This window comes from Oceanobacillus neutriphilus (assembly GCF_014645515.1).
Taxonomy (GTDB): domain Bacteria; phylum Bacillota; class Bacilli; order Bacillales; family Amphibacillaceae; genus Oceanobacillus; species Oceanobacillus neutriphilus.
On the sequence record NZ_BMLW01000003.1, the window covers coordinates 246,219 to 260,857 of the forward strand.

A 14,639-nucleotide genomic window follows, 5' to 3' on the forward strand; every position below is an offset into this window, starting at 1 on the left:
TGTTTCTAATTAAAGGTTTGTAATTAATTTATCAGTAATTTTAGCATCCTGTTCATATGCTTTTTGCAGTGTACGGGTAATTTCACCAGGCTCTCCGTTTCCAATGACGACATTATCAAGCTGAATGACAGGCAAGACTTCTGAAGTACTGCTGGATAAAAACATCTCATCAGCATGCTGAATATCTTCAATATGAAAGGCTTCTTCAATCAGCGGAATATTTTCTTCTTTTAAGAAGCGTTCCACTGCCATCCGTACACAACCATGTAAGATATTATTGGTAGCCGGATGTGTATATACTTTTCCATCTTTTACTAAGTAGATATTGGAAGAGCTGCATTCTGTTACAACGCCATCACGATGCAGGATAGCTTCATAGCAATTATTTTCTTTTGCTGTCTGTTTAGCCAGAACATTCGGCAGCAGATTTAGACTTTTGATGTAACAGTTTTCCCAACGGACATCACGTTGAGAAATAGTCTTCACACCATTTTCCAAAATCTTTTCATTTCTCGGTAAGTCCTGGAGGTAGGCATAGATATTAGGTGTGACTTCTTGTGGGAAGATATGATCTCGTGGAGCTGAGCCACGTGTGATCTGCATATATACTTTTCCGTCATTTTCCATATTATTTTTTTTCATTAATTGATGTAATAGATCAGTCATTTTTTCTTTATTATAAGGGATCTTAATTTTGATGGCCTCGGCAGAACGGTACAGGCGATCGACATGTTCTGTCAGGAGATAGTATTCTCCTTTATAAATACGAATCACCTCATAAATTCCATCACCAAACTGTAATCCTCTTTCTTCAAATGGGTAGCTGAGACTATCCTTATCAACAAACTCTGATTGGGTAAGAATAGTTGAATATACTGACATTTTAAAATTCTCCTCTCCGTGAAGCATAATAATAGTTTATTACGCGACCAGATGATTGTAAATAGATAACAAGATAAACTTCAGCATTTTAGAAGTGTATTCAGCGGTATTTCAAATTATTATTGTTTTATCATGATTTCTAAATATCACAACTTTCGCACCTAAAAAACTTACTTATCATAGAGACAGGTGTTGATCGTTTCTTCCATCTATCTCTTGTTAAAGCAAAAACTCTAGCTAGAAAGAAGGTAATGTGTGAGGCTGCCGCTGCGGCGGACCGTTTTGCTTTCCTAGGGGCACGCTCTTCAGCTAACTTTTGCCAAGAAGAACACTTGGCAAAAGTGGATCTTCAGATGGTGCTAATCCCTGTCCAGCTACAAGCGTCAAAAACTAGACAACTTCCCGACAGCGCCCTACGATAAGTCATCATCCGTTCGTAAACTCACGGTGATTCCTTTATCTCAGTTGCTTCGGTCCAGTTGTTACGTTTTTAAACGACGCTTTCCGCTTTTCTTTCAGGAGTCAAAACGGTCCGCCTTCGCTAGAATGGGGCCCTATACTGTTTAATACAACTGAGCCAGTAGAAATTAGACCGGTAAAGAACATATTTTTCATGGTCCATATAAAATGTCCTGTCACGATTATTTTCTGTGTATAAAAGTTATTCCCGATATTTACTATCCATGGCTGTATCATCACTTCAATTGCCAAATCAACCATTTGAAACGCTAAAATGATCTTTTCAACAAGCAAAAAGCAATTATTTCATCCAACTCCATCAGGATATGATTTCTTTCATACGCTGTGAAAACCTAACTGAGCGCAGACCAACCACGAAGACTCCTATGGGAACAGGGCGAGCTGAAGATCCACTTGAAAAGCGGTTTTCTTTTCAAGTTAGCTGAAGCCGTCCTCATGGAAAGCGTAGTGGTTGGTCGGAGCGGTGCTATACACAATCTTCATTTCAATAAAAAGATGATTTAAAAAAATGCAAGCAGGATAATGAAGAACATGTTCATTCTGGAATAGGAAGGTATAGATGCTTATTCTCTGGTGCGAAAGTTGAGTGATTAATTTTTTATGAAAAAAATTAAATTTATTGTTGATTTTTATCGAATACGTTGCTATAATAAATTTTATCGTTGAAAAAACGAATGAAAATCATGCGGGTGTAGTTTAGTGGTAAAACCTCAGCCTTCCAAGCTGATGATGAGGGTTCGATTCCCTTCACCCGCTCCATACATATGTGATAACGCAGTGTTTCGTACTTAGTCTACGAAGTGTTGCGTTTTTATTTTGTACCAGAATATATATAAGATTGCATAAATGCGGATATTTCTTAATAAAATATTTGTTTAACTTCTTTAAAACATAGTAACCTGTCTATAAAAGAGAATGAAGTAAAGATACCAAAACAGATAGGAGGAGCTATTATGAATCATCTTAAAAATAGTTTATTACAAATTGACCGGAAAAGTTACAAAGCATACAAGCAAATTGCAGGAAGTTATACGTACCCGCGTTATACGCTCCATATTGACTATGTACAGGGAGATCCATTTGCCGGTCCTTCGAAAATAAGAGCAGTGATTCCTGAAAAGGAACGTCATGTGGCAGCGGAATGGCTGAAACCGAAAGTTAGACGGATTGCAGTGGAGGATGCTTTTGCAAGAGTGATTGGCAAAGCAGTCAATCATAATAAATATTTTATCAAGGGTTCTGGTAAAAGCGGCTTGATTGCTTTTGACGGGCCAGGACAGGAAATATTAGACCGGACAGCTGTAAGTGTTACAGAGAAGGAAATAACTGTTTGCTTATCGGTAGGCTTACCTGCTAATGGACGTTCGATTAATGGCAAAGAAGCAGTAAAATTATTCAATCAGGTTATTCCCGCTTTATTAGAGAGCTCAGTCTTTCAGATTTTGGATAAAAACATTGAAAAATCTGTTCAGCTCGCCGATCAACAAGAAGCAATATGGAAAGCACTGAAAGAAAATAATTGGGTGAGTTTTATTGCCAATGGCTCCATTTTACCAAGAAAAAGTGGTGTAAGTGATTTACCGGCTGAGGGAGCGGTAGCCTTTAAAAGCCCCGAGGAAGACGAGGTGGAATTAGAGCTCCCTCATGGTAAAATAGTAAAAGGAATGCCGGTGAAAAAGGGAGTTACATTAATCACTGGCGGCGGTTATCATGGAAAAAGCACCCTGCTGCAGGCGGTTGAACGAGGCGTTTACCCTCACTGCGAAGGGGATGGACGGGAATTTATCTGTACAGACCCGAGTGCTGTTAAAATTAGAGCAGAAGATGGAAGAGAAATATCGTCAGTAAATATCTCTCCTTTTATTTCTAATCTCCCTCATGGGAAAGGGACTACTTCCTTTTCCACAACGAATGCAAGCGGAAGTACGTCACAGGCCGCAAATGTAATGGAGGCACTGGAAATCGGTGCAGAAACACTGCTTATAGATGAAGATACAAGTGCAACAAATTTTATGATCCGTGATAGCCGTATGCAAAAACTGATTGATCATAAAAGTGAACCGATAACACCTTTTATACATCGTATCAGACAGCTGGTGGAGGAAGCAGATAAATCAGTGATCTTAGTAACCGGCGGGTCCGGAGATTATTTTGCCGTAGCGGAAACAGTTATTCTGATGGAGGAATATAAGCCAAAGAATGTGACATCAAGAGCGAAGGAAATTATAAAGGAAGATCCTATTGCGCATAGTAATGTGGAACCGGCAGATTTCACGATCCTGAAGAATCGGCAGTTATTGGCTTCAACGTTTCCTGAACAGACAGATAGAAGATTCAAAATCCAGGCAAAAGGCCAATTTCAAATTTTGTTTGGGAAAGAACCAATCTCTTTTGCTTATACAGAGCAGCTGGTGGATGCCTCACAAACAAGAATGATTGCAGAAATCATTCAGTATCTTAATCGGAATAAAGAGCAGAATTTTTCTTCGTTTGAAGGATTAATACAGCATATAGATGATAAAATGGATCAGGGGCTGGCGAAGTTGACTAAAAGCAATGGAAAGCATCCCGGAGATCTGGCAAGGCCAAGAAAGAATGAAATTGCAGCTGTATTAAACCGGATGCGTACAGGAAAGTTTCTGGTGAGATGAGCCATTGCACTCGGAGTAATTAAAGTGGATGGACAGAGATTAAAAGTAGATAGAAAGGAGGCGGTATGGTGAAAGTGGACGAACTGAAAAAAGATATTCAAGCATACGCAAAAACGATTGGAATAGATAAAATTGGCTTTACAACAGCAGATATTTTTACAGAAATGAAGGAACGTTTAAGACGGCAGCAAGAGTTAAAATATCAATCTGGTTTTGAAAAAGGAAGCGTGGAGGAAAGAACGGAACCTCAAAGGCTGCTTCCGGAAGCAAAGTCTATTATTTCCATTGCCGTCGCCTATCCGTCCCGTATGGAGAAAACACCGAGAGGAACTAAAGGAGACAGACGCGGTATTTTTGCACGCGCCTCCTGGGGTATTGACTATCACACAGCTTTGCGGGAACGATTGGATAAACTTGGGGAATATATTAAAGAAAGAGTTCCTGATGCAATCATCAAGTCAATGGTAGATACAGGTGAATTAAGCGACCGGGCAGTTGCTGAACGGGCAGGTGTGGGTTTCAGCGGCAAAAATACATCGATTATTACAAAAGAGTATGGTTCATTTGTTTATTTAGGCGAAATGCTGACTAATATTCCGTTTATTCCTGATGAGCAGATAGAGGACGGCTGTGGAGACTGCACCATCTGCCTGGATGCCTGTCCGACAGGTGCTATTGTTCAGGCTGGTCAGCTGAATGCCCAGCGCTGTATAGCGTTCTTAACACAGACAAAAGATTTTCTGCCGGAGGAATTCCGTACTAAGATCGGAAATCGGTTATACGGATGTGATACCTGTCAGCAGGTCTGCCCTTGGAACAAGGGCAGGGACTCTCATTTTCATAAAGAATTAGAGCCTGATCCGGAGCTGGTTAAACCGAAGCTTAAACCAATGCTCCATTTGTCGAACCGCGAGTTCAAAGAAAAGTTTGGTCATATGTCAGGGTCCTGGAGAGGGAAAAAGCCAATTCAACGTAATGTCATTCTAGCATTAGGCCACTATAAGGAAGCATCTGCTGAAGAGGATTTAATTGCTGTAATGAAAAACGATCCCAGGCCTGTTATTCGCGGTACTGCTGCATGGTCCTTAGGAAAAATAGGAACCGATGCAGCAAGAGAAGCTCTCTCAAAAGCACTGGAAAAAGAAGATAATGAACAAGTGCAATATGAAATGGAAAATGCGCTGTCCGCAATGGCAGTAAAGTAAAAAGCGTGTTCAAAAAGAGTTTACCGCAGCCAGACACGTTGTTTCTATGACCTAATTCGCCTCCTTTATGCATAAGCTTTGACGAGGAGGCGATTTTTAATGGGCGAAATCACAGCGTATTGGCAGGATTTTTTCAGACAAAATAAAGCAGACCAAGATTGGTGGCATAAAAAGAAGGCACTTTGTAAGAAACGTGAGGCACAAATTGTAAAGATAAAGGGAAAAGGAATAGTTTTAAGCAAACGATTCTACGATACATCCAGAAATACGGGATATGCAGTACACCTGGAATACTTAATGAAACAGGGAGATTTTTTTTATACGGAAGAACAGATTGTCCCTTATCAGCTTTTGAAAAAATCGAATGGAGAATCCAGGCATCAATATATCGAAAAGCCTCCTGTAGAAAATACCGGCAATCAGCTCCCTGTATTAAAGCAGGAAAATATGAAACAAAATAAGCGTCAAATAGAATATAACCGGCTGGAAGCAGTAAAATATGCTGAGCACTGGTGGAACAGCTTCAATCCGGAATACCGACGCTTTGAAGATGATTGCACGAATTATATCTCCCAATGTCTGCGTGCGGGGGGAGGTCCGATGTGGGGAGAGCCGGTCAGGGAACGCGGCTGGTGGTATGGAAAGGATTCATGGAGCTTCAGCTGGTCTGTTGCGCATTCTTTCAGATGGTATCTAAGCGGTTCTGAAAGAGGCATAAGAGGGGTAGAGGTTGAACAGCCGGAAGAATTAAATCCCGGTGATGTGATTTGCTATGATTTTGAAGGTGATGACAGATGGAATCATACAACGATAGTAGTGGCAAAAGACGCTGATAATATGCCGCTCGTCAATGCACATACGAATAATAGCCGTAACCGCTACTGGTCTTACGAGGATTCTGCTGCCTGGACGCCGGAAATTCAATATAAATTTTTTCGGATTGAGATAAGTTAGTGTATAATAAATTTTAGAAAAGAGATAAAAATCGAAGCAATAGTCTTTTAGAATTTGCAATTGAAGGAGAATGAATGGTGAGTTTGCACGTTGTATTATTTGAACCGGAAATCCCGGCTAATACGGGGAATATCGGCAGAACATGTTTAGCGACTGGAACGACTTTACATCTTATTCATCCGCTTGGTTTTTCAACGGATAGTAAAATGGTCCGCCGCGCCGGGCTGGATTATTGGGAGCATGTCGATGTTAAAGAATATGACTCGATAGAAGATTTGTATAAAACCTTTCCAGAAGGAAGTTTTTACTATATAGAAAACTTTGGAACAAAATATTACACAGATTTTGATTTTTCTCCTGTAGATACCGATCAATTTTTTGTATTTGGGAAAGAGTCCACAGGAATTCCGCGTGAACTGCTGACAGGTAAAGAAGATAGATGCCTGCGGATTCACATGAATGACGAGGTCCGTTCATTAAACCTTTCCAACACAGCTTCTATTATTATCTATGAAGCATTAAGGCAGCAGGGATTTCCAAAATTACACTAAAAAAGATGCCTCCATAAAATTGGAGGCATCTTTTTTAGCATCTAAATGCTTTTGAAAAATCATTAATTGGTTCTCAAGTGCGCTGGTCTTCTTTTGGTACTCCCGGTTTCGATTCGTAACCGGCTGTGAAGCAGGATACAATAAATGTAACAATTACACCCATAAGCAATGCTAATTTCATAATGCGGTTCCTCCTTTTATGTAGTGACAGTACCCAATTTTACATCAAAAAGAAAAGTAGTGTATTTTACTTGAAAATATGGATACATTTTTTTATCATTCTGCAGAACCGATCATTTCGGAGCAGAAGGAAGTTTTATTTCATAATTTGTCCTTATTATAACGGAAAAATCACATATTGTGAACTATTCCCATATTTATTTATCCAGAGAGGTGATGCGATCATAAATGTTATTTAGAAAGTAAATGATTTTTTACCAGGGAATTTCAAATAATTAATTATCAGAAAAATGTGATAAGTAAGCGGTGACGATGTATTTTTATGGATTCAAGGAAAATGTCGAATTATCCCAATAAATCGGTTCCGATTCCTTGTAACCTCACTAAAAATCATGTATATTAGTTGGTGTAAAGAAATCAATCTTATTACAAATAATTTGAACCGTTTTCATGAACGGATTAGTTAATTCAATGGGGGTATCAGTCGTGCCAGGAAATGAAGAGTCTGCGGAAAGATTTTGGGGACAGTTTCACGGACAAAATGCGGGGTATTTGGAACAACAATATGAATTGTACAGAGAAGATCCAGAGCAAGTCGAATCTTCTATAAAATCATTGTTTGATACACATGGAGCGCCTGCCTGGATGACAGGGGAAGAAGTAATCAGCCCAATCAGTAATGAACAGACAGCTTTTAATGCTGGTGTATCAGAAAATCTTGATGTGACTAAATTAACCTCAGCAATCAAACTTGTTGAGGCTATTCGGCGTTACGGTCATACAGATGCTGACATCTATTCAGTCGGCGGATATAAAAGTGCTCCTTCACAAATGTTGAGCTTGAAGCATTATGGTTTAACAGAAGAGGATTTAAAAAAAATCCCGGCATCCTGGATCTGGGAACGGGAAAAAGAAGGCGTCGAAACAGGTTTAGATGTTATTAACCTGATGAAGAAATATTATACAGGTACGATTACATTTGAATATGATCATGTAAATAATGATGACGAACGTACCTGGCTTTTTGATTTAATTGAAGAAGGTAATGCAAGATTTGATCCCGACCAGGAAGAGAGAAAGGATATCCTGAGACGTTTATCTGAAGTAGAAGGCTTTGAAAAATTCCTTCATAAAACATTTGTCGGTCAAAAGCGCTTTTCTATCGAAGGCCTTGAATCTATGATTCCGATGATTGACTTTCTCGTGAAATATGCAAATGAAGATAATATTGAACATGTAATGATGGGAATGGCTCACCGCGGCCGTTTGGCTGTACTTGCGAATGTACTGAAAAAGCCGTATGATAAGATTTTTTCCGAGTTTAATTATACAAGAGACAAGGAATTAATGCCGTCAGAAGGTTCGAAAGCAATTAACTATGGCTGGACTGGAGACGTGAAGTATCATTTCGGCGCTGAAAAAGAAGTTATACATGGAAGTAAAGTAAATACTAAAATAACACTTGCTCATAACCCATCACATCTTGAATTTGTAAATCCGGTTGTAGAAGGATTTGCAAGAGCAGCACAGGATGAACGGGAAGTAAGCGGTTATCCTGCCAGAGATATTAACAAATCGATGCCGCTGGTAATTCACGGAGATGCCGCTTTTATCGGTGAAGGTGTGGTTGCTGAAACCCTTAATCTTAGCGGTTTACCCGGATATACAACAGGCGGAACCGTACACCTTATCGCCAATAACCAGCTTGGTTACACAACAGATCGTGTAGACGGACGCTCGACACGCTATGCAAGTGACTTGGCAAAAGGCTTTGAAATTCCAATTATCCGTGTAAGTGCAGATGATCCGATTTCTTGTATTTCTGCTATTAAGATAGCTTGCGAGTATCGCAAAAAATTTCATAAAGACATTTTAATTGATTTAGTAGGTTATCGCCGTTATGGACATAACGAAATGGATGAACCAAGAACAACACAGCCTCAATTATACAGTGAAATTGATAATCATCCATCGGTAGCAACATTATTCGCGCGTGCGATGGAAGAAAGAAAATTATTGGAATCAGGGGAATTTGACGAAATTAAAAATGAGATTGAAACAAGACTTTCTGATATTTATAAAGGAATGACAGAAAGTGAAATTGGTGAACCTCAGCCGAAGTCAATGCCGGAAGTACTATCTAATAGATTAGATCAATTTGAAACAGCAGTAGACTTAGAGAATTTACAGAAAATAAATGAAGAGCTTCTGGAACGTCCGGAAGGTTTTAAAGGATTTAAGAAGACAGAAAGAATCTTACAGCGCAGAAAGGATGCACTAAAAGAAGGCAATAAAGCTGATTGGGGCACAGGAGAAGCTTTAGCGTTTGCATCCATATTAAAAGACGGTACACCAATCCGGTTGACAGGCCAGGATACAGAGCGTGGAACCTTTGCTCACCGTCATGTTGTCCTGCACGATGTGGAAACAGGCGAAAAATATAGCCCGATGCACGGGTTATCCGATGTGAAGGCATCCTTTGATGTCCGGAATAGTCCATTATCAGAAACAGCAGTTTTAGGTTTTGAATATGGATATAGTGTCTATTCGCCAAATACCTTAGTTATTTGGGAAGCGCAGTTTGGTGATTTTGCTAATGCCGGTCAGGTTATTATTGATCAATTTATTGCTTCGGCAAGAGCGAAATGGAACGAAAAATCCAATATGGTGCTATTACTTCCTCACGGTTATGAGGGGCAGGGACCAGAGCATTCAAGTGCACGTTTAGAACGTTACTTGCAGATGGCTGCAGAAAATAACTGGATTGTAGCTAATGTAACTTCTTCTGCACAGTTATTTCACCTTCTTCGTCGTCAGGCAGCGATGCGTTCCCGTCCAGAGGCACGTCCGTTGATTTTGATGACACCGAAAAGCAGTCTGATTAGAGATTACAAGATGGCTTCCAGTGCCGAAGAGTTTACGAGCGGCGGATTTAAAACATTACGTGAACAGCCATATTTTGATACGGATCCTGAGAAAACAACCCGCCTTTTATTAGGAAGCGGAAAAATTATGATTGATATTGAAGGAGAAATGGAAGAAGCAGAAGAAGCTTGTGATTGGATTCGTGCGCTGCGTGTAGAGCAAATCTATCCATTCCCTAAAAAAGCGATTCAGGAAGAAATCAAAAAACTTCCTCATTTAAAAGAAATTGTCTGGGTACAGGAAGAACCGAAAAATATGGGTTCATGGGACTTTGTAGACGACTATTTAAGAGAGCTTCTTGAAGAGAACCAAGAATTACATGTTATCAGCAGACCGAAGCGTGCAGCACCAGCTGGAGGTATTCCTACTGTGCATAAAACAGCTCATAAATATATTATTGACCAAGCATTAAGCGAATTTGAAGGAGGAAAATCAAGTGCAGGAAATTAAGATACCTGAATTAGCGGAATCCATCACAGAAGGAACAATAGCAGAATGGCTTGTAAAAGAGGGCGATAAAGTAGAAAAGGGCGATGCTATTGTAGAGTTAGAGACAGATAAAGTAAATGTGGAAGTAAACTCAGAATTTACAGGTGTTGTTACGGAAATCATCAGTGCGGAAGGGGAAGATGTTTCTGTAGGTGATACCATTGGTAAGCTGGATGAAAATGGAGAAGCAGGGGCATCTTCCAGTAATGAAGAAAGTAAAAAAGAAGAGGAAGCTCTGAAAGAAGAGCCTAAGAAAGAACCTGCCAAGGAAAGTAAGCAGGAAGCAGCACCTGAGCAAAATAATGGTAATGTCATTGCGTCACCGGCAGCAAGAAAGCGTGCACGTGAATTGGGTATTGATTTAAATGAAGTACAGACCCGCGATCCTCTGGGCAGAGTTCGTCCGGATGATGTTACTGCACATAATAATGCACCTAAAAATGATTCTGCACCATCCAAGCCTGCGAAAAAAGAAGAATCTAAATCGGAGAAAACAGAGTTTGATAAACCCGTAGAACGCGTTAAAATGACCCGCCGCCGTCAAACGATTGCTAAGAATCTTGTAGAGGTACAGCATAATACAGCTATGTTAACAACCTTTAATGAGGTTGATATGACTTCTGTTATGGAGCTTCGTAAGCAGCGAAAGGATAAATTCTTAGAGAAGAATGGCGTGAAGCTAGGATTTATGTCCTTCTTTGCCAAAGCTGTGGTTGGGGCTTTAAAAGAATTCCCGCTTCTTAATGCAGAAATTCAAGGTAATGAATTAGTCATTAAGAAATTCTATGATATCGGTATTGCTGTTTCCACAGATGATGGTCTTGTCGTTCCTGTTGTCCGTGATGCAGATCGCAAGGACTTCGCAGGAATTGAGCAGGATATCGTTGATTTGGGTAAAAAAGCACGTGATAATAAATTATCCTTAAACGACTTACAGGGTGGCTCCTTCACAATTACGAACGGCGGTACATTTGGTTCTATGATGTCTACACCAATTTTAAATGCACCACAGGTTGGTATTTTAGGAATGCATAATATCATTAAACGTCCAATTGCAATGCCGGATGATTCCATTGAAGTACGTCCGATGATGTATATTGCATTATCCTATGACCACCGTATTGTTGATGGAAAAGAAGCGGTACAATTCCTGGTTCGGATTAAGCAGATGCTTGAAGATCCATATGATTTATTGCTGGAAGGTTAAAAGATAAGTAGAGTCTTGATATAGAGGTGTCTACCCTGAGAGTCAGAGTGAAAACTGACTTTCAGGGAAAGGCACTGAAGTATCAAGGCTTTTTTTATTGAAATAGAGAAATAACATAAAAATCAGTATTATTTTTTTAAAAACGGGTAAACAAATTGTATAAAAAATAATCGGAATAAATGACTATTAAATATGCACAATAATAAGTACTTCATTTTTAAAATTACATTCATTTTATTTACTAATTTGGGAATTATTTTAATAATTAATTCTTTTTGAGAGCATTGAAATTCTTTTCCATAACGAATATGATAGTATTTGTACGAACAACTTGTATAGGCAAGGATACGAATAATGATTATATGTTTCATAAATTCATTTTCTGCAGATACATTTGTACATTAAATAAAGCGCTTTTATAAAAAGGAGGAACTGGCTTGGACATTCTCTTAGGCATCCTGGCAATTATCATCACATTTGGTTTAGCATTCTTAATGTCCAATGATAAGAAGAGAATCAACTTTAAAGGTATTGGCATTATGCTGGTCTTACAGCTGTTGATTACCTGGTTCATGTTTTCAACTACTATCGGTACAAAAATTATTACAGGAATATCAAATGTTTTTAATAAGTTAATTGAATTTGGACAAGAAGGTATCAGCTTTGTGGTTGGAGGATTTATCTTAGATGAGAACGGCGTGTTCTTCTTTAACGTCCTTCTGTTAATTATCTTTTTTGCCACGTTGTTGTCTGTATTAACTTATCTGAAAATCCTTCCGTTCATTATTAAATATATCGGGGCTGCTATTTCAAAGATTACCGGCCTGCCGAGGATTGAATCATTTAATGGTGTAAACAGTATTTTCTTTGGTCAGTCAGAAGCATTGATTGCGATTCGTTCACAATTTCATCATTTATCAGAGAATCGGCTTTATATTATTTGTGCATCTGCAATGAGTTCTGTATCTGCATCGATTGTAGGTTCGTACATTCTTATGTTGCCCCCAAAATACGTTTTAGTGGCGCTTCCGTTAAACATGTTCAGCGGGTTAATGATTGCTTCTGTTATTGCACCTGTAAATGTTCCTAAAGAGGAAGATAAGGTGGATATAAAAGATGTCAGTAATGATAAGAGTATTTTTGAAGCAATGGGAAATGGAGCATTGGAAGGCGGAAAGATTGCGCTGATTGTCGCAACCATGCTAATTGCTTTTATAGCATCTTTAGAGCTTGTTAATTGGATAATCCAGGCAATATTTGCAGGGGTCACACTGGAAGAAATTCTTGGCTATGTTTTTTATCCTATCGGTATCCTTATGGGGATTACGCCTGGGGAGGTATTACAAGCAGGAAGTATCATGGGTACGAAAATTGTTACAAATGAATTTGTAGCAATGTTGCAGTTAGAACCTTTAATAGGAGAACTTTCTGAAAAAACAACTGGTATTGTAACGGTATTCTTAACTAGCTTTGCCAATTTTTCATCGATTGGTATTATTGCAGGTACCGTAAAAGGAATTGATAGTGCAAAGGCAGTTGTCGTTTCTAAATTCGGAATGAAGCTGCTGGCAGGATCGATTTTAGTATCCATTCTTTCAGCAACGATTGTCGGGTTATTTCTATAAAAGAACATAAAAGCACCATGAGTCTTTAAAAAAAGATTCATGGTGCTTTTAACGATACCTGTAAAACCATTTTAGCTTCGTTTTATCTGATAATCATGTTTTACCTTACGCTGGATGTATAATAAACGGAAAAGCAGAGCAGCTGCACCTGCACTTAAACCGGCAATAATTCCAATCCAGTAGCCAAAAGCATCAAAGTTTGTGTAGTTGGCAAATAAATATCCAACCGGCAATCCGATGACCCAATAAGAAATTAGTGCGAGAACAAGTGTTACATTAACATCCTTATATCCTCTTAAAGCCCCTTGAATTGGCGCTCCAATTGCATCCGCAAGCTGATAAAAAATCGCAAAAAGAATAAACTGTTTTGTCAGGGCAATGACTTCCGGATTTGTATGGTATAGCCGTGCAACAGCCCCGTCAAATACAAATAAGATAATCCCGGTAAATAATGCGATAATTATCCCGCCGGTAATCCCTAAATAAGTATAAGAACGGGCATCCTTAAGGCGTCCGGCACCTACTTCAAACCCGACGGCAATGGTAAGTGCCATTCCCACACTTAATGGAAGCATGTATAATAATCCTGCAAAATTCATGGCTGCCTGATGGGCTGCAATGGTATTTGTATCATAGACACTCATCATAATGGTGACTGCAGAAAAAATACTTGTTTCAAAAAACATGGCAAGTCCGATTGGCAGTCCGATTTTTAATTGACTGAGCCAATAAGAAATCTGTGGTTTAAAACCAACCCGAAAGACCTGATAAGATTTAAAAGGAGCAACTCTATGTATCATATATAAAGAAATGATACTGACGATCCAATAGGTAATACTTGTTGCGATACCTGCTCCAATCCCGCCAAATGCAGGTATTCCCAGCTTGCCGAAAATAAAGATATAATTTAGGAGTGCATTAATTGGCAGGGAAATTAAGATAATAATCATTGAAGCTCTTGTCTGTCCCAATCCATCCATAAAACTTCGGACGGTATGGAAAATAAATAATGGCATAATGCCTGTAGCAAGGGAGACTAAATAATATTTTGCTACATGATGTACGTCAGGTTCCAGACTCATCAGCTGTAGAACAGGATCTAAAATAAAGAAGCCTGCAATGAGGATAATAAAGGATAAGCCGATGGAAAGGTAAATACCCTGCTGAATAACCTGTGGAATATCTTTTTTCTCCTTGGCGCCGATCAACTGGGCGATGATTGGAGTTATAGCAAGAACTATACCATTTACAGCTGTTAAAATAGGTATCCATAGACTGGAACCGATCGCAACTCCTGCTAAATCAACTGCACCAGCTTTCCCGGACATCACGGTATCAAAAAAATTCATCAGATTCATGCTGACCTGTGTCACAAGGATTGGCAGCATAATAATAATGAAAAGTCTTATCTTTTGTTTTCGGTTTGTTGTTTCATACATAGTTAATCTTTCCTAACATTTCGTAATTCGGTTTTTTAGTTAAATTAATAG

General features: G+C 39.1%; 10 protein-coding genes and 1 tRNA gene. 8 read left to right on the forward strand and 3 right to left on the reverse strand.

Annotated elements, in window-relative coordinates; genetic code table 11:
- Window positions 1-9: 9 nt before the first annotated feature.
- The gene (dat, locus tag IEX29_RS06720; protein WP_188733694.1) at window positions 10-882 is read right to left on the reverse strand and encodes a D-amino-acid transaminase; all 873 of its coding nucleotides are present in this window, start codon (window positions 880-882) and stop codon (window positions 10-12) included.
- A gap of 522 nt (window positions 883-1,404) precedes the next feature.
- Entirely contained in the window at window positions 1,405-1,635 is a 231-nt protein-coding gene (locus IEX29_RS06725; protein WP_188733695.1) for a hypothetical protein, read from the reverse strand.
- Between the two features lie 412 nt (window positions 1,636-2,047).
- Here IEX29_RS06725 and IEX29_RS06730 point away from each other — a divergent pair.
- From IEX29_RS06730 to IEX29_RS06765, 8 genes are all read left to right on the forward strand, one after another.
- A tRNA-Gly gene (locus tag IEX29_RS06730) sits at window positions 2,048-2,121 on the forward strand.
- 194 nt (window positions 2,122-2,315) lie between these two features.
- Window positions 2,316-4,013 (forward strand): ABC-ATPase domain-containing protein, encoded by a 1,698-nt coding sequence (locus IEX29_RS06735; protein WP_188733696.1) that lies wholly within the window; start codon window positions 2,316-2,318, stop codon window positions 4,011-4,013.
- Window positions 4,014-4,081: 68 nt separating this feature from the next.
- The gene (gene queG / locus IEX29_RS06740) at window positions 4,082-5,218 is read left to right on the forward strand and encodes a tRNA epoxyqueuosine(34) reductase QueG (protein ID WP_188733816.1); all 1,137 of its coding nucleotides are present in this window, start codon (window positions 4,082-4,084) and stop codon (window positions 5,216-5,218) included.
- A gap of 99 nt (window positions 5,219-5,317) precedes the next feature.
- Window positions 5,318-6,172 carry an amidase domain-containing protein gene (locus IEX29_RS06745; RefSeq protein ID WP_188733697.1) on the forward strand — a complete coding sequence of 285 codons (855 nt, stop codon included), beginning with the start codon at window positions 5,318-5,320 and terminating at the stop codon, window positions 6,170-6,172.
- Between the two features lie 77 nt (window positions 6,173-6,249).
- Window positions 6,250-6,723, forward strand: a complete 474-nt coding sequence (locus IEX29_RS06750) for a tRNA (cytidine(34)-2'-O)-methyltransferase (protein ID WP_188733817.1) — start codon at window positions 6,250-6,252, stop codon at window positions 6,721-6,723.
- A 666-nt stretch (window positions 6,724-7,389) separates the two neighbouring features.
- Window positions 7,390-10,278, forward strand: a complete 2,889-nt coding sequence (locus IEX29_RS06755) for a 2-oxoglutarate dehydrogenase E1 component (protein ID WP_188733698.1) — start codon at window positions 7,390-7,392, stop codon at window positions 10,276-10,278.
- Window positions 10,265-11,524, forward strand: coding sequence for a 2-oxoglutarate dehydrogenase complex dihydrolipoyllysine-residue succinyltransferase (gene odhB / locus IEX29_RS06760; protein WP_188733699.1), 1,260 nt, complete (start codon window positions 10,265-10,267; stop codon window positions 11,522-11,524). Before IEX29_RS06755 ends, odhB begins: the two co-directional genes overlap by 14 nt.
- A 437-nt stretch (window positions 11,525-11,961) precedes the next feature.
- On the forward strand, window positions 11,962-13,149 hold the full coding sequence (locus tag IEX29_RS06765) for a NupC/NupG family nucleoside CNT transporter (RefSeq protein WP_188733700.1): 1,188 nt from the start codon (window positions 11,962-11,964) through the stop codon (window positions 13,147-13,149).
- A 71-nt stretch (window positions 13,150-13,220) separates the two neighbouring features.
- Here the strand turns inward: IEX29_RS06765 and IEX29_RS06770 are convergent, their stop codons facing one another.
- Window positions 13,221-14,588, reverse strand: coding sequence for an MATE family efflux transporter (locus IEX29_RS06770; RefSeq protein ID WP_188733701.1), 1,368 nt, complete (start codon window positions 14,586-14,588; stop codon window positions 13,221-13,223).
- Window positions 14,589-14,639 lie beyond the last annotated feature (51 nt).

Bases quoted from the DNA above. Each gene is read 5' to 3' on its own strand.
- dat (WP_188733694.1), bottom strand. From the start codon at position 882: ATGTCAGTATATTCAACTATTCTTACCCAATCAGAGTTTGTTGATAAG.
- IEX29_RS06735 (WP_188733696.1), top strand. From the start codon at position 2,316: ATGAATCATCTTAAAAATAGTTTATTACAAATTGACCGGAAAAGTTAC.
- IEX29_RS06745 (WP_188733697.1), top strand. From the start codon at position 5,318: ATGGGCGAAATCACAGCGTATTGGCAGGATTTTTTCAGACAAAATAAA.
- IEX29_RS06770 (WP_188733701.1), bottom strand. From the start codon at position 14,588: ATGTATGAAACAACAAACCGAAAACAAAAGATAAGACTTTTCATTATT.